This is a genomic window from Malaciobacter sp. (assembly GCF_055140965.1).
Window position 1 is genome coordinate 1 of sequence record NZ_JBSRRO010000044.1, and the last position, 22,644, is coordinate 22,644.

Here is a 22,644-nt window from a genome sequence, read left to right on the forward strand (position 1 = left end):
ATTCTTGTGCATTTAATACTATTGTTGTTATACATATTAGTAGTAGGATTTTTATTATATTTTGCATACTATTTTTCCTGTTTATTTGTTTTTGTATTAAAATAGTAGCTAAAATAATATTAATAGTTATTTACATTCTTTTAAAATTTATTTTATGAAAAAATAAATATATAATTATAAATATTATTTATCTAAAGAGGATATTTCCCCTTTAGATTTATTTCATAGTTAGTGTAAGTATTTGTTCTATCTTATCAAGTGTGATATTTTGTTTTTCACCAATTGCTGTCATCTCATGTTTTTCTAAAGCATTTGTAATATTTGATACAACTTTATCATCTATTTCATAATCATTTAGATTTGTTGAAACTTCTAAAGAGTGATATAACTCTTCTATTTTTTCTATTGTCTTTTGTGCATCATCTATATTAAAAACATTCTGTCCCATTTGTAAAAGTTTCTCTTTTTTATCTTCAAACATTACTCTTAAAAGTTGGGGTTGAACTACTGCTAAACTTCTTGCATGATCAAGACCATAAAATGCTGTTAGTTCATGTCCTATCATATGAGTTGCCCAATCTTGTGGTACTCCTGAACCAATAAATCCATTTAAAGCTTGATTTGCTAAAAGCATTAGATTCTCTTGCCAATGGTAAGTATCTCTTTTATTCCAATTATTTGCAAGAGTAATTAAACCTTTTAAAATAGTTTCACTATATCCATCATGAAGTAAAGAGTCATTTGGATATGTAAGATATTGTTCACATGTATGAACAAAAGCATCAATTAATCCATTTGATAATTGCCTATCATCAAGTGTTATCATAACACTTGGGTCTAAAACTGCAAACATAGGAAAAACTTTAGGTGAAAAGAAAAATCTTTTTTCATTTGTTTCTTTTCTTGAAACTACTGAACCACAGTTAGATTCACTTCCAGTTGCAGGCAAAGTTAAAATCACACCCAAAGGTAAAGCTTCTGTAGGTTGTGCAGTTCCATCTAAAAAGTCCCAAGCATCTCCTTCATATAATGAGGCTGCTGCTAAATATTTACACCCATCAATAACAGAGCCTCCTCCAACAGCTAATATAAAATTGATATTTTTTTCTTTTACTAATTTTACTGCTTTATTCATAGTTTCAACTGTAGGATTAGGTTCAACTCCACTAAATTCAAAAGATTCATATTTTTCCAAAGCTTTTACAACTTGTTCATAAACACCATTTTTCTTAATAGATCCTCCACCATAAACAAATAAAACTTTTGCATCTTTAGGTATATAACTAGAAATAGATTCGATTTTTTCTTTTCCAAACTCTATTAATGTTGGGTTATGATATGTATATGTCATATTTTCTCCTTTTTCTTTATTATATAATGAAAAGTATCAAATTAAGCTTAATCGCTTCATTAGCTTTAAGTGCATGCACATTCGCGAGTGCAAATAGTTTACACGAAGCTTTAACTAATGGAAAAGTAAGTGGAGAAGTTGCAGTTACTTATGAAACAAGAAATGTTGATGAAAAAGTAGGAAACTATTATCAAGACACTGCTTATAGTGTTGGTTCATTTGCATTAAAGTATGAAACAGGTGTTTGGAATAATCTTAGTTTAACTACTAAATTTAGAGCATATAAAAATCTATTTGAAGAGCATGATAGCCTTGAGACTTGGAAAGGTAGTGGAGATGCTAGTGAGAGATTTTATGAAAATGGTGATGAAAAAGACATTGATGCTGAAGAGTTCTTTGTAAAATACCAATATGATAATTTCACACTTAAAGCTGGTAGACAATTTATTGTTTCTGATTGGTTTGCAAAAACACATGATGCAGTTAAACTTGATGCAGTATTTGGTGATACATCAGTTGAAGCAATTTGGTCTAAAAAAATTGGTAGAGTTTATGCAAGAGAGTATAGACCTATGGAAAATATAAATGATAGTAAAGGTGCATATAAATTAGGTATTACTCATAAATTCAATGATAATATCAAAGCAACTGTTTATGATGTATATTTACCAGATAATCACTACAAATTAGGTGGAAGATTAAATCTTGATTATGATAAATTTTCTATTAGAGCAGACTATGTTCAACAAAAAATGGATGATGATTTAAATCAAGATGATACTGACTTTTTTCATTTAAAAGCTAGTACAAAAATCCTTGGAGTTAATGCAGCTATTGGTTATGCAAAAGTTGGAGATGACAAAGACCCATTTATTGGATATGGAGCAGCTGGAGAGTCATTATGTCCATTTGAAGAAGGTGATGCTTTTTATTATAGAAATGCAGAGACTTACTATGCAAGTTTAAGCAAATCATTTGGGAATTTAAACGCTACTTTACTTTATGGAATCTTTAATGATTACAAGACAGATTCACAAGAAGAGTATGATGCTGAAGAAACAACTTTATGGTTAGGATACAAAGTATCTGATAATATCAAAGCAAATGTTGGATACACATACTTTAATACAGATGATGTAAATGGTTGGGTTGGTTCTGATATGAATCAATTAAACGCTACATTAGTATATAGTTTCTAATTTTATACACTCCTTTTGGAGTGTATATAGGTCATAAAACTGCCTCTGGAATATTTTTATTGTCCCTTTTTGTTTCTTGATTTTTTATCTTCAGATGTTTCTTGCGAATTTTACATCTTAAGAGTTTCAGGGGTAGTTTTATGACCTAAATTCATAAAAATATAAGTTTTTCTTATAATAATCTACAATCTAATTTTTCAATTTCTGTGACATTTTAATAACAAACAACCTTTTTATGGTAATTTCTAAAAAAGAAATTTTATTTTTTTAAGTATATATTATAATATTTTAAGTTTTAATATCTTAATATTTCAATAACGATTATCATAATTACTAAAGGTTATATTTTGAATAAAAAATTGATTATGCTTGATACTTTATCAAAAGGACAAAAAGCAAAAATAAAAAAAATAAGAACAGACGGAAAGCTTTTAAGAAGATTATTAGATATGGGCTTTGTTATGAATAGTGAGATTGAGGTTATTAGAGAAGCACCTTTATTTGATCCAATGGAATTAAAAATACAAAACTATTATATAAGTATTAGAAAAAGTGAAGCTTCTTTAATTGAGGTTAAAATATGAAGCAAATAAAAGTAGGTCTTGCAGGTCAACCAAATTGTGGTAAATCTACAATTTTTAACCTTGTAAGTGGAATTGAACAACACATTGCAAACTATCCTGGTGTAACAGTAGATAAAAAAACTGGATTTTTCAAATATGAAGATTACAAAGTTGAGATGGTAGATTTGCCAGGAACATACTCTTTTAGCTCATTTTCACAAGAAGAAAAAGTTGCAAAAAAATTTATAATTGATGAGAGTAATCCAAATTCAAAAGAAAAAAATATTGATATTATTGTAAATGTAATTGACTCTTCAAACTTAAAAAGAAATCTTTACCTTACATTTCAACTTTTAGAGATAGGAATACCTGTTATTGTTGTATTAAATATGATTGATATAGCAAAAAATAGAGGCTTAGAAATTGATTCTAAAAAGATTTCTAAAATGCTTTCTTGTCCAGTTGTTGAGACAAGTGGATCAAAAGGCATTGGTGGAAAAGAGCTTATGCAAACGATTACTGATACTTTTGAAAAAAAGACACTCTATGAAGAGTTTAAAATAAACTATGAAGAGTTAGAAATTCATATAGAAAAGATTGAAAAACTTTTAGAAAATAGTAAAAGTCATCTAAGTAAAAGATGGCTTGCAATTAAACTTCTTGAAGAAGATCCAACTATTTTAGAACATGTTGGCTCAAAGATAAAAAAAGAAGAAATTGATAAAGAAATAGAGAGTTTTCATACACTTCATGATAAAGATACAATCTCTTTTCTTGCAACATTTAGATATGACTCTGCTGATGTTATATATCATGAATGCGTAAAAAATCACAATAAAAATAAAGAAACCTTAACTGATAAAGTTGACAAAATAGTATTAAATAGAATATTTGCAATACCAATATTACTATTTATTATATTCTTAGTTTACCAAATATCTATTGTTTATGGATATAAACTCACAGATTATACTTGGCCTATATTAGCTTCAATGAAAAACTTTATCATTGATATATTACCAAAAGCTGATTTTACTCAAGTGCCTATGATAACAGATTTTTTTATCTGGATGACAAATAGTTCAATCGCATTATTAAACTATATTCCTATCTTTTTTATTCTATTTGCATTAATTGCAATTATGGAAGATGTAGGGTATATGCCAAGAATGGCTTTTATTCTTGATAAAATCTTCAAAAAATTTGGTTTACATGGACAATCTACACTTCCATTGGTATTAGGTGGAGCAATGGTAGGCGGTTGCGCAGTTCCTGGTGTTATGTCAACAAAAGGAATTAGTGATGAAAGAGCAAGAATGGCTACAATATTGACAGTTCCATATATGAATTGTCTTGCAAAAGTACCTTTTTACACTCTTTTATTAGGAGCTTTTTTCAAACCAGAAATGGCATTGATGATGTTTTTCATTTCAACAATTACTATTTTTATTGCACTATTAATTGCAAAACTCTTAACAACAACAGTACTAAAAACAAGACAAACAGCTCCTTTTGTAATGGAGTTACCTCCTTATCATGTTCCAACAATTAAAGGTGTATTTATAAGATCTTTCCAAAAAGTGTGGATATATATTAAAAAAGTTGTAACAATTGTATTAGCAGTAGCAGTTATACTATTTGCAATGCTAGAGTTTCCAGGCTTAAATGAAGAATCAACCTTAAAATACGAAAAGCAATCACTTGCTTATTTAAGTAAATTTGATAAACAAATTAAAAACAACAAATATTATGAACTAGTAGATACAAAAAAAGAGGTTTCAGATTTATTAAACTATTATGATGGTTATAGAGCAAAAAGAATGGCAGCTACATCAAAAGAAGATGCAAAACAGCTTGATAAAAAATTTAAATTGATAAATGCGAACTATTATACATTCTTAAAACCCAAAAGAGATAAAGAAGCGAAAAAAATAAATAGAGCTATTAGAAAACTCTCAAGAGATAGAAAAAAAGTATTAAGAGAGATGAAAAATGAAAAAATTGAAAACTCTATACTTGGAATGACAGGAAGAGCATTAGAGCCAATTACTCAATATGCAGGTTTTGATTGGAAAATAAATGTAGCATTTTTAAGCTCATTTGCAGCAAGGGAGAGTGCAGTTGCAACACTTGGAAGTATTTATGAAAATAACAAAGCTGATTCAAAAAGAGCAGAAGAAGCAATGGCGGAGAACAGTGGTTATACTCCATTACATGCAGCTGCAATTATAATTTTCATGATTCTAACTCCACCTTGTATTGCAACTATGATTGTAGTGAAAATGCAAACAAATAGTTACAAGTGGATGATATTTGCAATATTTTTTCCAGTATTTTTAGGAATTGCAATGTCTTCTTTAACATTTACAGTTGGAAATATTTTCTCCTTAAATGGAGTAGAAGCCATGGCAACATTCTATTTTGCAATAGTTTTTATTACTCTTATTTTGGCTTTTTATCCAAGTAAAAGTATAAACTGGAAAGGAGGACTAAATAAAGTCTAATTTAACAAAATACAATTTAATAAAAAGAAAGGAAAAAAATGAAAAAAATAGTATTAGCATTAAGCTTTATGATAAGTTCAATGTTTGCACATAGTGCAATAATGAGTTGTTTTGATAATGCAGATGGAACAATCACTTGTGAGGGTGGTTTTAGTGATGGAAGTAGTGCCACAGGAGTAAAATTTAAAGTTGAAAAAGATGGAAAAATTATATTCAACACTAAAATGAATGAATACAGTGAAGTAACATTTGATAAACCAAGTGGAGATTATACTGCAATTTTTGATGCAGGTGAAGGACATCAAGTAAAAATAAAAGGTTCTGATATAACAGAATAATATAAAACTTTATCTTCTTTGTGAAGATAAAGCTAGTTTATAATTGATAATGACTATAAGTATTAATATATAAAAGGAAAACCAGATGAAGAAAATTTTAATTAGCAGTATTGCTGCAACAGTTTTATCAACAAGTGCATTTGCACACTTTCAAATGCTTTATACTGATAACATGGCTCTTCCTAAAGGGAAAACTGTTGAATTTAAGCATGTATTTACACATCCATTTGCAGATGAGCATACAATGGATATGGCAGGAGTAGAAGAGTTTTATGTAATAAATAAAGGCAAGAAAAAAGATTTAATGAAAAGTCTAAATTCTATTACTTTTCAAGGAAATCATAATAAAGCAAAAGCATATGAATCAAAATATAAAGCTAGAAGAATGGGTGACCATATTTTAGTATTAAAGCCAAAACCATATTATGAAAAAAATGAAGATGCATATATTCAACAAATCACAAAAACTATAATAAATGTTGCAGGAACACCTACTGATTGGGATAGTGAGCTTGGCTTAAAAGCTGAAATTGTTCCATTGACAAAGCCTTATGCTATTTGGGAAGGTGGAAGCTTTACAGGAATAGTAAAATCAAAAGGAAAAGTTGTTCCTTATGCTGAAATTGAAGTTGAATATCTAAATAGAGATGTAGATACAAAAAACAATAAAATGGGTAAAGATAGAGTTACTGCACCACAAGACTCATTTGTAACAATGACAATAAAAGCAAATAAAGATGGTGAGTTTACATTTGCCATTCCAAAAGCTGGTCAATGGGGATTTTGCGCACTTGGTGTAGGCCCAGATAAAGAGTATAAAGGTAAAGAATTAAGCCAAGATGCGGTTATTTGGGTTGAAGCTAAACCTATGAAATAATAAGTATGAGCAAAAGCTCATACTTAAAAGGAAAATTATATGGATAAAATATTATTAATAGTAATAACACTTTTTGCAGTTTATTATATCTATCATTCAATATCTAAAAATAAAGGTTGTAATTGTGGTAAAAAAAGTTGCGGTATAAAAAAAGATGAAAAAACAAAACTTAAAAAATAAACAGTATCAAGTTAAAAAATTAATTTGATACTTTATATTATCACTTGTGCGATTAAAATCAATGAAATAATAAATAATACAGCTCTAATTACTTTTAAATAAACTTTGGTATCCATTCTCTTTTTTAACTTAATTCCTAAATATAGTGAAAATGAGATTATAAAAATTGCCATAAAAGAAAATGACAAATGCTCACTTGTAAAACTTCCATTTATCAAAAAAACCACAATCTGAATAATTTTACCAAATAAAAAAGAGATATTCATAGCTTGAATAAGCTCAGCTTTTGAATACTTAAGTTCAATTCCATATATCATAAGCAAAGGTCCCATTACATTAGTAAGTCCGCCTACAACCCCTGTAAATAATGAATAAACAACAAAAGAGCTTTTTGGATAAGTTTTAAAAATAGAGATTGACATATCAACTTTATTTACAAAAAGATAAATAAGTATTATAAAAGCCAATAGAAGCTTAAAAAGCTCGGAGTTACTCATAATTAATAGCTGAGTACCTATTGCACTTCCAAGCATTGTAAGCAATGCTAGGGGCATATGTTTTTTTAAACCATCAAGTATATTACCCTCACTTAAAAAACTAACTAAATTAACTACTAAAGTAGGAATAAGTGTAAGTAAAATTGCAGTTTGAATATCAGTAAAAATTGCTATTATAGGTGTAGGTATTAAAGCAAATCCAAAACCTATACTACCATGTACAAAAGCAGCTATAATAAGCACAATAGATGCAACTATAAAAAAATCTAAATCCAAAATAAACCTTATTAAAATGATAAATTAGAATATCATATCTTTTCTTTGGTTTTTATAGTTAAAATGAAATAGTTGTTTGATTAAAGTTATGGCTCCGGATACTGGATTCGAACCAGTGGCCAAGTGATTAACAGTCACCTACTCTACCGCTGAGCTAATCCGGAACATAAGATAAGTTTTATTAGATTATGGCTCCGGATACTGGATTCGAACCAGTGGCCAAGTGATTAACAGTCACCTACTCTACCGCTGAGCTAATCCGGAATATATCTAATATAAAGCTTCATTAAAGTTATGGCTCCGGATACTGGATTCGAACCAGTGGCCAAGTGATTAACAGTCACCTACTCTACCGCTGAGCTAATCCGGAATGCATGTTCCTTTAATGGGCTGGAATTATAGTAAAAATTTACTCTTTTGTCAAGTAATATCAAATAAAATTATAAAATTTTATGAAATTTTAATCCACTACTGTCTATTATTGAAATTACTTGCTCTTTTAACAATTTTTTTAAGATGATTTTTGAAGATTCATCAAACATATTTTCAATATCTTCACTTGTCAATGGTCTTCTTTTTAGCATTGAGATTATTTCATTTTCATTAAATTTTTGAATCTGATTTGGTCTATTTTTATATGCGATATTTACATTTATTCCTTTAAAAGTATTTGCGACATTTTCTAAAACTTCAAAACTCACAGGTTTTACTTTATAAGCAGGTGGTCTATCAATTGTACCAATATCAACTCTTTTTGGATCGATTTTTTTTATAGCTTCATAAAGTAAATCTATCTCTTCTTTTTTATCATTTAAATCTTTAACAAAAAGTATTTCTAAAACAAAATTATTTTTAAATTTATTTGAGAACTCTATCATTGAAGGAATTATTTTTTCAATCTCAATATTATTATGAACCCTATCAAGTTTTTTAAAACATTTTTCACTTACACAATCAAGTGATAATTTAACAGTATCAAGCTTTAATAATGCATCAAAAATATCTTGTTTATAAATAGTACTTCCATTTGACAAAATCAATGTTTTAGCATCTTTTTTTATCTTATTTAATTCATCTATTAATTCATCAAGAAATGGATATAAAGTAGGTTCTCCATTTGCTGTTAAGGTTATAACATCAATTTTAGGATGTTTCTCAAAACTTTTTTTAACTTCGTTTATAACTTCACTAACATTTGGATAATCACTCATAGAATCCATTGTTTTTGCAGGTTCTAATTCACAATATAAACAATCAAAATTACACTGTTTTGTGCTAGGTGATAAATCAATTCCTAAAGAGATTCCAAATCTTCTTGATGGAATTGGACCAAATATTATAGAGTTTGAATATGACATTTTATTCCTTTAAATAAAAAAAGAGAAGCTTAAAAAAGCCTCTCTTTTATAATAATCGCTACAAACTAAAAAAGTAAAGCAGTTTACTTTTTCTTAACGTTTTAAGCCTTTTTTGAAACTCTGTGACACTCACTTACAAAGTGCTTTGCATTCTCTACAGGTACATCTGGTAAAATACCATGACCTAAATTAAAGATATGTCTTTTTCCACCCATAACTTCTTGAATTTTTTCAACACAAGCTGTTGTTTTCTCTTTTGAGTATAATCTACAAGGCTCCATATTACCTTGAAGAACATATTTATCACCAAGCTTCTCTTTTGCTAATGCCATTGGAGTTGACCAATCAACACCAAATACATCAAAGTTTCCATAAATATCATCTAAGTATTGACCAATACCTTTAGGGAACATAATAACAGGAATGTGTGGATATTTCTCTTTTAAATACTCCGCAATTTCAACCATATATTTCCATGAAAATTCAAAATATGCTTGTTTTTCCAAGGCTGCTGCCCATGAATCAAAAATCTGAACAACATCTGCACCTGCTTGTATTTGTTTTTCCATATAATACTTAACTACTTGTGTAACTTTTGCAAGAAGTTTATGCATAAGTTCAGGATTAGTATAAATTAGCTTTTTACATAAGTTATATGTTTTAGTTCCTTTTCCCTCAATCATATAAGTAGCAAGAGTCCAAGGAGCACCTGTAAATCCAATAAGTGTTTTATCTTCAGGAAGTTCTTCTTTTAATAATTTCAATGTATCATAAACATATGTTAATTTATTTGCTGCTTCTTCACCACCTAATAAAGCATCAATATCTGCTTCATCTTTTAAAGGTTTATGAAATACAGGTCCCTCACCTTTAATAAACTCTAAATCCATTCCCATTTCATGTGGAATAACTAGAATATCACTAAATAAAATTGCTGCATCAACTCCTACAATATCAAGAGGTTGAATAGTAACTTCACATGCCTTTTTAGGATCATGACAAAGATTTAAAAAACTTCCAGCTTCTGCTCTTACTTTCATATACTCAGGTAAGTATCTTCCGGCTTGTCTCATCATCCATACAGGAGTATAAGGAGTTTCCTTACCAAAACAAGCATCTACAAAAATTTTTGACATTTATATAACCTTTTATTTATTTTTTTCCTATCTTCCCTAAGAAATACAATCCTACAGCTAAGGCTGTAACTGCTAACGCAAAATATAACATCTCTAAAGCAGAAGTATAATTAGTATGTAACACTCTTTGAAAAAAGTTTACAACTAAAACCATAATTATAACTTTTGCAATTTTGTCTTTTAACTGATCTAGTGATGTTATTGATAATATTTTAGAGTCTTCTTTTGCTGATTCAACATGATCAATCGGAGATATAAATAACTCATATATACCAAAAGAAAAAATCAACATAACAACAGCAATTAAATATAAATCAACAGCACCAATAATACCACTTACTATATCTTCATGAAAATTTTCTGGATGTGCATTTGTTATTATAGTATCAAATGTATATTTAGTAACATTCCAAATATCTAAACTTGCAACTACAAATAAAACTATAGCTCCAAGTAGTCCAAATATAACAGACAAGATTACTAAAAATCTTGTCTGCCACATAGCTTTTTCAAAAAGCTTCTCTATCATTAGATATCATTCTCCATTTCAATCCATTTTAATGCAATTCTAACTGAGTTAGTTGCAGCTCCAACTCTAACTTGGTCTGCAACATTAAAGTAATGAATAATATTATTTGCATAAGCATCTTTTCTTATTCTTCCTACAAATGTTGTATCAGTATCTGTTGAAATAATTGGCATTGGATATTGATTATTTTCTAAATCATCAATAACATCTACATTATCAAAATTCCCTAAAACCTCTTTTACTTTATCAATATCAACTTCAACATCATCATCAAATGTAACAGTAATAGACTCACTATGGCTTCTTAATACAGGAACTCTTACACAAGTAGCTGCAATTTGCATTTGTTTATGTAAAATCTTTTGAGTCTCATTAATCATTTTCATCTCTTCTTTTGTAAATCCATTTGATTGAGCTACGTCAATTTGTGGAATTACATTAAGTGCTATTTGATGAGCAAAAGCCTCTTTTTTAGTTTCATCTAATTTAAAAGCAAAAAATGCTTGCATCTGTTTTACAAGCTCTTCCATACCAGCTTTTCCTGCACCACTTACAGCTTGGTACGTTGATACATCTACTCTTTTAATTCCATATAATTCATCAAGTGGTTTTAAAGATAATACCATTTGAATAGTTGAACAGTTTGGATTTGCAATAATTCCTGTTTCTTTCCATTTTGAAATATCATCAGGATTAACTTCAGGTACAACTAATGGAATATTTGGCTCCATTCTAAAGTGACTTGTATTATCAATAACAACAGCACCTGCTTCAACTGCAAATTTCGCAAATTTTGCAGAGATACTACCACCTGCACTAAAAAATGCAATTTCAACATCATTTTCTTCAAATACAGTTTCAGTAAGTTCTAAAACTGTATATTCTTTATTTTTATATTCAACTGTAGAACCAGCACTTTTAGCACTTGCTAATGGAATTATATTGTTAACTGGAAAATCATATGCATCCATTACTCTTAAAAGCTCTTCTCCAACAGCACCAGTTGCTCCTACAACAGCAACATTAAATTTTCTCATTTTTCTTCCTCTTCATTTATTGTATATAGATTTAATCTAATTAACTATTTTGATCTTTTGAATCATCATTATCAACTAAATTCGTATCTTCAATAATACCTGCTAAATCAGTTGCAGATTCAATATCAAGTTCATCGTCTTCTTCTTTAGGGCACTTAGCAATTGAAACTACTTTATCCCCTTTATCAACGTTAACAATAATTACACCAGAAGTATTTCTTCCAGCTTTTCTAATAGTATTCATATCTACTCTAATCATCTTACCAATAGATGTTAAAGCCATTAAATCTTGTGTTTCATCAACTAAAACTGAACCAATAACATTTCCAGTTTTTTGATGTAACTTCATAGAAATAACACCTGAACCAGCTCTATTTGTAAGTCTATATTCATCTACTGTTGTTCTTTTTCCTATACCTTTTTCAGATACAGTTAATAGCTCTTGTTCTTCACTTATAATTACATCAGCATCAACAACAAAGTCAGAATCAAGTTTAAACTTAATACCTCTTACACCTCTTGTGCTTCTTCCTTGTTCTCTTGTTTTATCTATTTCAAATCTAATACATTGACCTAAACTTGTAAATATCATAAAGTATTGTGAGCCTGGAATAGTGATTTTAGCAGTTACTACCTCATCCGCATCATCAAGAACAATTGCTCTTACACCATTGCTTCTTATATTACTAAATTCAGCTAAAGATGTTCGTTTTACAATACCATTTCTTGTAAAGAATGCCAATGATTTGCTCTCATCAAAATCAGTAGTTGGAATAATAGCCATAATCTTCTCATCAGCTCTTAAGTTGATTAAGTTAACAACTGCTTTTCCTTTTGCAGTTCTACTTCCTTCTGGAATTTTATATACTTTCAACCAGTATAACTGACCCATATTTGTAATAAACATCAATGTATCATGAGTATTTGTTACAAAGAATCTTTCAATAAAGTCATCATCATGTGTAGTAACTGCGACTTTACCTTTACCACCTCTTCTTTGTTTCTCATATGATTTAATTGGAACTCTTTTTACATATCCATTGTGAGTAATAGTAACAACCATTGGCTCATTTGGAATTAGATCTTCTATATCAATCTCATCATATGAGTCTTCAATTTCAGTTCTTCTTTCATCTGAATATTTATCTTTTATCTCTTGAATTTCTTCTTTAATAATTTCATTTAATTTTTCTTCTGATTTTAGTATTGCTTCAAGTTCAGCAATTAATCTTAATAGCTCTTGATATTCAGCTTCAAGTTTATCTCTTTGAAGACCTGTTAATCTTCCAAGTCTCATATCTAAAATAGCTTGTGATTGAATAAGTGATAACTCAAATCTATCTTGAAGTTTCTCTTTTGCATCTGCATCATTTGATGATAATCTAATAATTTTTACAACTTCATCAATATTATCAACTGCAATTTTTAGACCCTCTAAAATGTGAGCTCTTGCTTTTGCTTTTTCTAAATCAAAAATAGTTCTTCTAATAATAACTGTTTTTCTATGTGATAAGAACAGTCTTAACAATTCAGGAAGATTAAATACCTTTGGCTCTTTATTATGAACTGCAAGTAAAATAATCCCAAAAGTAGTCTCCATTGGAGTTGATTTATAAAGATTATTTAATACAATTTCACTCATTGCATCTTTTTTAAGCTCAATTACAACTCTAATACCTTCTCTATCAGATTCATCTCTAACTTCTGAAATACCTTCGATATTTTTATCTTTTGCCAAAATAGCAATTTGTTCAATTAATCTTGATTTATTTACTTGGTAAGGAAGTTCATCAAGTACAATAACCTCTTTTTTACCTTTAGTTTCAATATGATGTTTAGCTCTTATTTTAACTCTTCCTCGACCTGTTTTATACGCATCAATAATTCCACGTCTTCCAAAAATAGTACCACCTGTTGGAAAATCTGGACCATGAATAAACTGCATTAAATCTTCAGCAGTTGCTTCTTGATTATCAATTGTATAAAGTACAGCATCAAGTAACTCTTTTAGGTTATGAGGTGGGATTTTTGTTGCCATACCAACAGCAATACCTTCACTACCATTTAATAGTAAGGTAGGAACCCTTGTAGGTAATACAGCAGGCTCTTTTAAAGTATCATCATAATTTTGAACAAAATTAACAGTATCTTTATCAAGGTCTTTTAAAATCTCTTCTGAAATTTTAGTCATTCTTGCTTCTGTATATCTCATAGCAGCTGCATTATCACCATCAACTGAACCAAAGTTACCTTGTCCATCAACAAGTGGTGCTCTCATTGAGAAGTTTTGTGCTAATCTTACCAATGCATCATAAACTGAACTATCACCATGAGGGTGATACTTACCAATAACATCTCCTACAATCCTTGCAGATTTTTTATAAGGAGATCTAGCAGTCATGTTTAAATCATGCATTGCATACAAAATTCTTCTATGTACTGGCTTTAATCCATCTTTAGCATCAGGAAGTGCCCGTCCAATAATTACACTCATTGAGTAATCTAAGTAAGAAGCTTTTACACTATCTTCTATATTAATATCTATTATATCTTGATCTTCGAAAAGGTTTTCCATAAAAAAACGCCTTTATTTTTTATATTTGTTATTATTTTAGCTAAATGGGGCTTAGTATTAGTTAATATAGTAATTTAAGCAAAAAATAAAAAAGAGATTAAAAAAATTAATCTCTTTTTACTTAAATTTTTATTTATTATGAGTTCTTATATTCCATAATAAGATTAAAAACTTGATCTTTTAATTTTAGTTTTTCTTTTTTCTTTTTATCAATTTCTAGTTGGTCACCAAAATTTTTTTCTAACTCAATTATCTCTTCATCTAACTCATTGTGCTTTTCAAAAAGCTTATTAAAATGAGCATTTTCTTGTTTTAATTTTGTAATTACATCTCTGTGTTCGTGAAACATATTTAATCCTTTTAGTTGAGTTAATATAATTATAACAATTAAATTCTTAGAATAGATTATGTAGCTTGTATATTTATTATAAAATAGTTTTTTATGTAAAGTGTGTAATTAAGAAGCTAAATAGCTTCTTAAGTTCTGTAATCAGCATTTATTTCAACATATTTGTAACCTAAATCACAACCATATGCAGTAAAGCTCTCTTCTCCTAATCCAATATCACAAACAATCTTAAATTTATCATTTTGAAGTACTTTAAAGGCTTCTTGTTCAATTTCATCATTAAATATAAGTTCACCCTTATTATATACAATTACATTATTATATGAAATAACAAGTTTTTCTTCATCACACGCAATCTTACTTGCACCTATAGTAGAAGCAATTCTTCCAAAGTTTGGATCTTCACCAAATAGTGCTGTTTTTACTAAAAGAGAGTTTGATAAGACTTTTGCTGCTTTTTGTGCATCTTCATAAGTTGCAGCATTTTTAACTTCAAAAGCAACAGCTTTTTTAGCACCCTCACCATCTGCTACCATTAGCATAGCCATATCATGCATTACTAATCTTAAAACTTCAAAGAATGCTTCTTTATTATATGTATTAGATTTTTTATTTGTTAAAAGTAAAACCGTATCATTTGTAGAAGTATCACCATCAACTGAAATAGCATTAAAAGTAGTTTCACTATTTACTTTAAGCGCTTCTTTCATATCCTCTTTAGGAACATTAGCATCTGTACAAATAAAACAAAGCATAGTTGCTAAATTTGGATTTATCATCCCAGCACCTTTTGCAACTGCACCAATTTTAAAACTACTTCCATCTTCAAGCTTAACTTCATACATACAAGTTTTTGAATAAGCATCAGTTGTCATAATAGCTTTTGATAAGTTTTGTGCATTTTTTGTTTTTAAATCAAAAGAGTTTGCACCATCTACTATTTTTTGAACAGGTAAAGGATTTCCAATTACACCAGTACTACTCATAATAGGATTTGTAAATTTATGATTTAGTGATGAAAAAATTGAATTAATATCTTCAATTCCTTTTTTTCCTGTCATTGCATTTGCATTTTTAGAATTAATTAATACAAAATTTGTTTGAAAATCTTTTTTATACATCAAGTAATGTTTAAGCGGAGCTGCTTGAAATCTGTTTTCTGTAAAAACAGCTTCAACATCACATAATGAATCACTATATATAAAACCTAAATCAAGTGCATTATTTGCTTTAAGCCCTGCACTTATTCCATCACAATAAAATCCATCTATTTGATCAATCAAACCTTTAATAGGCAAAATAGTAAACATTTTATATATCCTTTGGTTTTTGAGAATATGAAAGTATTCTTTTTGATTTTGAAATACCTTTTTGGCTACCTACAAGTAAAAGCTTGCAATTTGCTCTAATAACTGTAGTACCTTTTGGCATTTGAATAAATTTCCCAGTTGCTTCTGTAATACCAATAATTGAAACTTTCATTCTATCTCTTAAATGTAGATCTTGTATTTGTTTATCAACAGCCCAAGACTCTTCTCCTACAAATGCTTCTTCCATATCAATAGGAGTATCTTTTTTGTATAAAAACTCTTCAAGTACATTTTCCATATCAGGTCTAATTGCCATTGCACTTACTCTTTTTGCCATAAGTGATGGAGGAGCAACAACTTTATCTGCACCAAGTTTTTTAAGTCTTACTTTATCATTTTGTGTTTCTGCATTTGAAATAATTAAAAAAGGACTTCTACCAAGCTCTTTTTCATATAATCTAACTGAAGCAATAAGTGTAATATTATCAGATATATTTTTTGACAATGAAATAGCACCTTTAGCTGAACTTAAATGAGATTTGAAAAAAGCAACCTCTTTATAAGGCTCTTCATTTACAATATAAGGATAATCGTACTCTTTTGCAATCTCTTCTATATCATCTCTTGGATCAACTACCACAAAGGGAACATGATTTTCTCTAAATTGTCTTGCTAGTTGTGCAGTATATTCATTATGATAAAATATAACAAAATGTCTTCTAAGCCTTGCAATTTTATATAACATTTTTCTTTCCTTAAGAAGTTTAAAAAGTGAACCATTTGATATAGTATTGATTAAAATACCCACAGAAAATGTAAGTACTGCAAACCCTGATAACATCAAAGTTACTGTAAAAATTATACCTTGATTACTGAAATTTGCTTCATTTAAAGCACCAAATCCAGTTGTAGTAAAAGTATATGCAGATTGAAAGATTGCTTTCATAATAGGATAATCTTCAATATATACATATCCTAATGCACCAGTCATTAAAATAATCTGAATAAGTATTAATGGTAACCTAAATGGTTTTAATTGTGAGTATATAAGCGGGTTTAAGTCATATTCAGGTTTATTAGACCTAATTTCCCAGCCCAGTGCTTTTTTAATTCTTTTTAAGAAGCTCATGAAAGCACTTTTCTAAGCGCCTTCTTATGAGTGTTTTTTAAGAGTTCTTAACTCTTTAGCAGAAATTCTGATTTTTTTAGTAGTACCATCTTCTAGTGTTACTCTTACAGTTCTTAAATTTGGTAAAAATCTTCTTCTAGTTCTATTTTTAGCGTGACTTACGTTGTTCCCAACCATAACGCCTTTTCCTGAGATTAAACATCTTCTTGCCATATTGATTTCCTTATTAATTTTAGTGAAAAATATTCGCGTATTGTATCTTAATATTCTTAACATTTAGTTAAAATGCTATCTTGTTTATACACTTTGTAAAATTAATTCTAATTTTTGTAAATTTTTCTCTATTGTAAACTCTTGTGCAGTAATTCTATTTTGCTTTTTTATATGTTTTAAATCTTCTTTTCTTCCTAAAAGTGCATCAATTTTAAAGGCAGTACTTCCATCACTTGGCATCATCATAGTAGCAAATACATCTACAATCTCACTAGAAGCACAACCTGATGGAACAAAAACTGCACATTTAAAAAACATTGCTTTTAAAATATTTTTAGCAAAAGCTTTTGTATGCGTTGGCAAAACAAAAATATCTGCTACTAAAAATAGTCTATTTAAATCATTGTAATCTGTAAAAAATAGAATTTTATCATCTACATTTTGTTTTGATAATTGAAATCTCAATCCTGAAATCTCTTTTTTATCCCCTGCAATTATTGCTTTAAAGTTTTTAAAATTTAAGTTATTTACTATATTAATAAACTCTTTTGAACCAGAGTTTTTAAAGTTTTGTGCAGTAAAAAAAACAAACTTTGTTTTTACATCTAAATTAAACTCTTCACAAAACTCTTTTTTTACTTCTTTTGGTTTTTTATATTCAACATCAATACTTGGATAGATAATCTCAACTTTATTTTCATCTATTTGCTGTTTTTTTACTAATTCACTTTTTTGTTTCTTAGAGTTTACAATAATCTTTTTTGCATTTTCAATTTTTTCAATATCTTCTTTATTAATACTTCCAGTATGAAAATATATATCTGCAAACTCTCTTTTTGCAAAAGTTAATTTATCTAAAAAGGTTCTTTTCTTTAACTTTTGTATATTCTCTTTTTCCAAAAGTCTATTTATAATTTTCGTTTTTACTTTAAAATCTATTGTTATGTTTTTCATATAATTTTTCCAAGTTTAATATTAATACATAATTTTAACCAAATTAATTAAAATAGCTATAAAATAACATTTAATTACTTTAAAATATTCTTATGATAAAATATGTTTAATTAAATAAAAGGACATTAAACATAATGAAACAAGTGATTGCAGATGAGTTTCAAGCTCACCTTGAAACAATAAATAATACAATTAAAACTATGCAAGACAAATTAGAAACTGCATCACAAATTGCAGTTGAAACTTTAAAAAATGGAAATAAAATCCTTCTTTGTGGTAATGGAGGAAGCGCAGCTGATGCACAACATATTGCAGCTGAACTTACAGGAAGATATAAAACTGAAAGAAAAGGACTTCCAGGAATTGCCCTTACAACAGATACAAGTGCTTTAACTGCCATTGGAAATGATTATGGATATGATAGAGTTTTTGATAGACAAGTTGAAGCTTTAGCTTCAAAAGGAGATTTGATTATTGGAATTAGCACAAGTGGTAATAGTAAAAATGTAATAAATGCATTAAATCTAGCTAAAGAGCTTGGTTGTAAAACTATTGGACTTACTGGAAAAGATGGAGGAGTTATGAATGAAATTTGTGATGTAAACTTAGTAGTTCCATCAAATGACACTCCAAGAATTCAAGAAATGCATATTCTTTTTGGACATACAATTTGTCAAATTATTGATAATGAATTAAGTTAATAAATCAATTATCAATTACTTTTAAAACATCATTAGCTGTAATAAGTTTCATACAGTTGTGATGCTTTAAAGGACAAACTCTTTTCATACATGGAGCACACTCTAAATTTTTTGTTATAATATTTTCACTTGGATTATTCCATTGATTTGTCTCTTTAAATCTTGTTGGCCCAAAAATAGCTACAGTTTTTACTTTATATGCAGCTGCTACATGCATAGGTCCTGAGTCATTTGTAATAAAAATATCAAGACCTGCTATCTTTTCTATAAGTTCAGGAATTGTTGTTTTTCCTGCTAAATTTTGATAATTTGAAACTCTATTTGCTATAAGTTCACCTTCTATATCTTTTGCAATATCAGTTTCAGCAGGACCTCCAAAGATTACAATATCATGGGTTTTTGACATGGCAATTGCTACTTTTGCAAACTCATTTGGATACCATCTTTTCGCACTTCCATAAGTAGCTCCTGGATTTATTCCAAGTGTTGTTTTACCATAAGAAAATGCTTTAAAATATAGTTTTAAATCACCTGCTTTATTTTGCAAATTCAATTCATGATTTACAAAATCATTGTATCTTAATACTTGGTGAATTTGCTCTTTTTGAAGTCTTTTATAGTTGTATTTTTTTTGTGAATCTATAAAAAACATCATGAATTTTGAAGAAAAACTTCTTCTAAAAGAAAGAGCCAAGTCAACTTTACCTATTTTTTTAGCTAAAGAATAAAGATTAATATATCGATTACCCTCTTTTTTAGTATCATCAACAATTACTTTTTCTATATTTTTAAAATTACCCAAAGCTTTTGTTGAAACATATGAGCCAAGAAGAGTTATCTTTGCCTTTGGATATGTTTTTATAATATTTTCAATAGCTGGTGTTGTCATAATTGCATCACCAAGCCAAGTTGGAATTTCTATAAATATTTTTTCAATCTTCATTTCATCTTTCATTTAAAACTTCTTTTAATGCATAAAATTGTGGTAATTTTACTATCTTACCATCTCTATTATCAACTAAACCATAACCAGGAGCTATTAGTTGGTGCCAAAAAACTTTTTGTATCTTTTTACTTTTCTTTGCAGTTTTTAAATACTCAAGCATATAGTTTGAGTACAGCTCATTGCTAACGCACTCTTTTTCACTTGTTGGAGCATAAGGTGCAGTGTTTGATAAAGGCCAATTTACTTCTGTAATATAAATCTTATCATTTGATTTAGGTGAAAATTTACACAAAGAGTAAAGTAAATCAATTTTATTTTTTGTATCAAAAAAAACATACTGAGTATTATATGGAGATCCTCTTCTATCTACATATAAAAGAGTACTTACTTTATCATATCTTATATTATAAAAATTAAACATAGCCCTTACGTTATAATAATACTCAAAATCTATTGTACTTGGACCTATTAACTTTAAATCTTTATATTTTTCATCTCTTAAATCTTGAGCTATTTTAAAAAATTCAAGATACTCTTTTACTGCAAAAAATCCCCATTTTGCTCTATTTATAGTAGTTCCCACTTGATACTCACTTACAAAAGAGTTAAACTTTGAAAAAACAGTATCTAAATCTTTTTTTAAAAGTTCATGATTTTGTATATGAGCTCTATCTTGCATGATATTTATTAAAATATTCTTAGAAGATTTTTCATTAAAACTTTTAGCAAACTCTACATAAGAATCAATATTTTTCATATCCCAAAGAGGTACTCTAATAATAAGATTTTTAATACCAAGCTCTTCAATAAGTTTTTGCTGTGTATTTTCCCCATCATCTTTATCTAAGTTTACGCCAAGACCAATAAACTCTTTATTTGAAAAGTTATTCTTTCCTTTAAATAGTTTCATAAATAAAATTGCAAAAGGTAAGATTAAAAGTGAAGAAAAAAGCATTTTTACATAATCAAAAATATACTTTTTTCTCATAGATTTTTTATAAGCTTTATCTTTTATAACACTTGGCTGGTCTGAGTATTTATCCCAAAAGAATTGCTGGTTATTCACTTAATAATCCTATTAAACAATTTTCTATTTTCTTATACTCTTCTTTGGTATAATCACTTGATAACATAAAATTATTTTGATTTTTTTCTTCACTTATTGTTGCCCATCTTTTAGAACTAGCAAAAAGTGAGTCTCCAAAAAAAGAAATTGTTTTAGTATTTGTTGCTCCAGCTAAATGCATAGGTCCTGTTGAAGTACTAATAAAAACATATGAAGAAGCTATAAATTTAGTAAACTCAAACAACGTCATCTTTGAATCAAAGATTTCTACTTCAAAATCAACTTTAGAACAGATGTAATCTTTTGACATAGCATCATCTGGTCCAAAAGTAAAAACTGCTTTTTTTGAAGTTTGACTTATCTTTTTTGCTAGAGAGATATAATCGTCTAAAGATAAATTTCCATCGCTACTTCCACCAAAGCCAGGATGAAAAATTACCCTATTCTCTTTTTTTACATCAAAACTTAATAAAGGCTTTGTAAAATCTAATTTTATATTAGGAAAAAGTAATTTTGCTAAATCTAAATTATATTGCCACTCTGTTTTTTCTACTTTACTTCTTCGTTGTTTTATTCTTTTATTAAAAAATATTTGAGCTATTTTAGTAGCAGGGGCAACTCTTATTTTAATACCGCTTTTAAAAAGAAGTTTTCCCAAAGTAGTATCAATAAAACAAGAAATACTTGCGTCAAATTTTTTCTCTTTTATCTGTTTTAAAGTAGTATCTAAATTCTCTTTATCAAATAAGATTACATCATCAATAAAAGGAATCTTTTTTGCAAAATCAAAATTAATTTTACCAACTAGTGCTGTTAATTTTGTATTTGGATACTGCTCTTTTATAGCTTTAAATAAAGGTAAAGTCACAACAAAATCACCAATTTTATCATGTCTAGTAATAAGTAAATTCACTATTTCTTACCTCTTATTTTTCTTTTAAACTCTACAAACTCTTTTAATTTTCTATCTGATATTTTTAGTAGTTTTATAGCTTCATTTTTATCTGCATTTGCTAAATTTGCATATGTTGTAGCTATTAAAACTATATCATCTTCATCTAACCAAAGTTTTGCAAAATTATCAAGTCCTGTTTTTAAATCAACTGCTTTAAACTCCATTCTATTTATATCTACAACTGAGAATTCATAACTGCTATCATTAGTGGATACTAGTGTATTCCCAGCTGAAAAATCTTTATGATAAACACTATTTTTATGTAAATTAAAAGTAAATTCAACAAACTTTTTTATAATTTCTTCTCTATTTTCAAGCTGTTTGTTTCTTAATGGTTCTCTAATAGTAAAATCATACTCATATTTTTTTGCTATAAAAAAACTCTCTTTAAATAAGAAGCTTTTATAAAACTCTATATAACCAATTGGTTCTGGAGTATTTAAACCTAAATTTCTTAGTCTCACTGCATTTTCATATGACTTTTTTGCTTTTGAATCTCTAAAGTAAGCATAGACTACTTGATTTATTATATTAGGTATTTTAAAACCTTTAACAACTGTCTTTATACCTTTATACTCAATAACTTTTAATTCATTTCTAG

General features: G+C 28.3%; 23 protein-coding genes and 3 tRNA genes. 7 read left to right on the forward strand and 19 right to left on the reverse strand.

What is annotated here, in order from left to right; genetic code table 11:
* Window positions 1-217: 217 nt before the first annotated feature.
* Window positions 218-1,351 (reverse strand): iron-containing alcohol dehydrogenase, encoded by a 1,134-nt coding sequence (locus ACTCCZ_RS11300; protein ID WP_079580057.1) that lies wholly within the window; start codon window positions 1,349-1,351, stop codon window positions 218-220.
* A gap of 26 nt (window positions 1,352-1,377) precedes the next feature.
* On the opposite strand from ACTCCZ_RS11300, the gene ACTCCZ_RS11305 reads away from it, so the two are divergent.
* The 6 genes from ACTCCZ_RS11305 to ACTCCZ_RS11330 all read left to right on the forward strand — a co-directional run bounded on the left by ACTCCZ_RS11305 (window position 1,378) and on the right by ACTCCZ_RS11330 (window position 7,012).
* Window positions 1,378-2,550 (forward strand): Opr family porin, encoded by a 1,173-nt coding sequence (locus ACTCCZ_RS11305; RefSeq protein ID WP_104412933.1) that lies wholly within the window; start codon window positions 1,378-1,380, stop codon window positions 2,548-2,550.
* A 347-nt stretch (window positions 2,551-2,897) separates the two neighbouring features.
* Window positions 2,898-3,134 carry a FeoA family protein gene (locus ACTCCZ_RS11310; RefSeq protein WP_322853531.1) on the forward strand — a complete coding sequence of 79 codons (237 nt, stop codon included), beginning with the start codon at window positions 2,898-2,900 and terminating at the stop codon, window positions 3,132-3,134.
* Window positions 3,131-5,617, forward strand: a complete 2,487-nt coding sequence (gene feoB, locus ACTCCZ_RS11315) for a ferrous iron transport protein B (RefSeq protein WP_079580059.1) — start codon at window positions 3,131-3,133, stop codon at window positions 5,615-5,617. The genes ACTCCZ_RS11310 and feoB overlap by 4 nt, the downstream gene beginning before the upstream one ends.
* Before the next feature lie 38 nt (window positions 5,618-5,655).
* Entirely contained in the window at window positions 5,656-5,955 is a 300-nt protein-coding gene (locus ACTCCZ_RS11320) for a hypothetical protein (protein WP_079580060.1), read from the forward strand.
* An 85-nt stretch (window positions 5,956-6,040) separates the two neighbouring features.
* Window positions 6,041-6,832 carry a DUF4198 domain-containing protein gene (locus ACTCCZ_RS11325; protein WP_079580061.1) on the forward strand — a complete coding sequence of 264 codons (792 nt, stop codon included), beginning with the start codon at window positions 6,041-6,043 and terminating at the stop codon, window positions 6,830-6,832.
* A 39-nt stretch (window positions 6,833-6,871) separates the two neighbouring features.
* Window positions 6,872-7,012: a FeoB-associated Cys-rich membrane protein gene (locus ACTCCZ_RS11330; RefSeq protein WP_099312386.1), complete on the forward strand. Its 141-nt coding sequence runs from the start codon at window positions 6,872-6,874 to the stop codon at window positions 7,010-7,012.
* Between the two features lie 32 nt (window positions 7,013-7,044).
* On the opposite strand, the gene ACTCCZ_RS11335 is transcribed toward ACTCCZ_RS11330, so the two are convergent.
* From ACTCCZ_RS11335 to ACTCCZ_RS11400, 14 genes are all read right to left on the reverse strand, one after another.
* Window positions 7,045-7,785, reverse strand: a complete 741-nt coding sequence (locus ACTCCZ_RS11335; RefSeq protein WP_228145350.1) for a sulfite exporter TauE/SafE family protein — start codon at window positions 7,783-7,785, stop codon at window positions 7,045-7,047.
* Window positions 7,786-7,874: 89 nt separating this feature from the next.
* Window positions 7,875-7,949 (reverse strand) — tRNA-Asn (locus tag ACTCCZ_RS11340).
* Between the two features lie 25 nt (window positions 7,950-7,974).
* A tRNA-Asn gene (locus ACTCCZ_RS11345) sits at window positions 7,975-8,049 on the reverse strand.
* A 31-nt stretch (window positions 8,050-8,080) separates the two neighbouring features.
* A tRNA-Asn gene (locus ACTCCZ_RS11350) sits at window positions 8,081-8,155 on the reverse strand.
* A 70-nt stretch (window positions 8,156-8,225) separates the two neighbouring features.
* The gene (locus ACTCCZ_RS11355) at window positions 8,226-9,143 is read right to left on the reverse strand and encodes a radical SAM protein (protein WP_079580063.1); all 918 of its coding nucleotides are present in this window, start codon (window positions 9,141-9,143) and stop codon (window positions 8,226-8,228) included.
* A 101-nt stretch (window positions 9,144-9,244) separates the two neighbouring features.
* A complete protein-coding gene (gene hemE, locus ACTCCZ_RS11360; protein ID WP_079580064.1) occupies window positions 9,245-10,279 on the reverse strand; it encodes a uroporphyrinogen decarboxylase in 1,035 nt (344 codons plus the stop codon).
* Window positions 10,280-10,295: 16 nt separating this feature from the next.
* Window positions 10,296-10,808 carry a YqhA family protein gene (locus ACTCCZ_RS11365; RefSeq protein ID WP_191287709.1) on the reverse strand — a complete coding sequence of 171 codons (513 nt, stop codon included), beginning with the start codon at window positions 10,806-10,808 and terminating at the stop codon, window positions 10,296-10,298.
* Window positions 10,808-11,845, reverse strand: a complete 1,038-nt coding sequence (locus ACTCCZ_RS11370) for an aspartate-semialdehyde dehydrogenase (RefSeq protein ID WP_079580065.1) — start codon at window positions 11,843-11,845, stop codon at window positions 10,808-10,810. The genes ACTCCZ_RS11365 and ACTCCZ_RS11370 overlap by 1 nt, the downstream gene beginning before the upstream one ends.
* 40 nt (window positions 11,846-11,885) lie before the next feature.
* Entirely contained in the window at window positions 11,886-14,420 is a 2,535-nt protein-coding gene (gene gyrA / locus ACTCCZ_RS11375) for a DNA gyrase subunit A (protein WP_079580066.1), read from the reverse strand.
* A 136-nt stretch (window positions 14,421-14,556) separates the two neighbouring features.
* A complete protein-coding gene (locus ACTCCZ_RS11380; protein WP_079580067.1) occupies window positions 14,557-14,769 on the reverse strand; it encodes a YdcH family protein in 213 nt (70 codons plus the stop codon).
* A gap of 128 nt (window positions 14,770-14,897) precedes the next feature.
* Complete coding sequence (gene argJ / locus ACTCCZ_RS11385) at window positions 14,898-16,079, reverse strand: bifunctional glutamate N-acetyltransferase/amino-acid acetyltransferase ArgJ (RefSeq protein ID WP_079580068.1); 1,182 nt, start codon at window positions 16,077-16,079, stop codon at window positions 14,898-14,900.
* 1 nt (window position 16,080) lies between these two features.
* Window positions 16,081-17,208 (reverse strand): potassium channel family protein, encoded by a 1,128-nt coding sequence (locus tag ACTCCZ_RS11390; RefSeq protein ID WP_079580069.1) that lies wholly within the window; start codon window positions 17,206-17,208, stop codon window positions 16,081-16,083.
* Between the two features lie 24 nt (window positions 17,209-17,232).
* Window positions 17,233-17,421, reverse strand: a complete 189-nt coding sequence (gene rpmB, locus ACTCCZ_RS11395) for a 50S ribosomal protein L28 (RefSeq protein WP_079580070.1) — start codon at window positions 17,419-17,421, stop codon at window positions 17,233-17,235.
* A gap of 84 nt (window positions 17,422-17,505) precedes the next feature.
* Window positions 17,506-18,375 carry a glycosyltransferase family 4 protein gene (locus tag ACTCCZ_RS11400; protein ID WP_079580071.1) on the reverse strand — a complete coding sequence of 290 codons (870 nt, stop codon included), beginning with the start codon at window positions 18,373-18,375 and terminating at the stop codon, window positions 17,506-17,508.
* Window positions 18,376-18,509: 134 nt separating this feature from the next.
* Here ACTCCZ_RS11400 and gmhA point away from each other — a divergent pair, with 134 nt between their 5' ends.
* Window positions 18,510-19,076, forward strand: coding sequence for a D-sedoheptulose 7-phosphate isomerase (gene gmhA / locus ACTCCZ_RS11405; RefSeq protein WP_079580072.1), 567 nt, complete (start codon window positions 18,510-18,512; stop codon window positions 19,074-19,076).
* 4 nt (window positions 19,077-19,080) lie between these two features.
* Here gmhA and ACTCCZ_RS11410 read toward each other — a convergent pair whose 3' ends face one another.
* From ACTCCZ_RS11410 to ACTCCZ_RS11425, 4 genes are all read right to left on the reverse strand, one after another.
* Entirely contained in the window at window positions 19,081-20,031 is a 951-nt protein-coding gene (locus tag ACTCCZ_RS11410; RefSeq protein ID WP_228145351.1) for a glycosyltransferase family 9 protein, read from the reverse strand.
* Window positions 20,021-21,088, reverse strand: coding sequence for a hypothetical protein (locus tag ACTCCZ_RS11415; protein ID WP_079580073.1), 1,068 nt, complete (start codon window positions 21,086-21,088; stop codon window positions 20,021-20,023). The genes ACTCCZ_RS11410 and ACTCCZ_RS11415 overlap by 11 nt, the downstream gene beginning before the upstream one ends.
* Window positions 21,081-22,001 (reverse strand): glycosyltransferase family 9 protein, encoded by a 921-nt coding sequence (locus tag ACTCCZ_RS11420; RefSeq protein WP_079580074.1) that lies wholly within the window; start codon window positions 21,999-22,001, stop codon window positions 21,081-21,083. The genes ACTCCZ_RS11415 and ACTCCZ_RS11420 overlap by 8 nt, the downstream gene beginning before the upstream one ends.
* The coding region (locus ACTCCZ_RS11425) for a lipopolysaccharide kinase InaA family protein (RefSeq protein ID WP_463187355.1) at window positions 22,001-22,644 on the reverse strand (644 nt) is incomplete at its 5' end. The genes ACTCCZ_RS11425 and ACTCCZ_RS11420, both read right to left, overlap by 1 nt.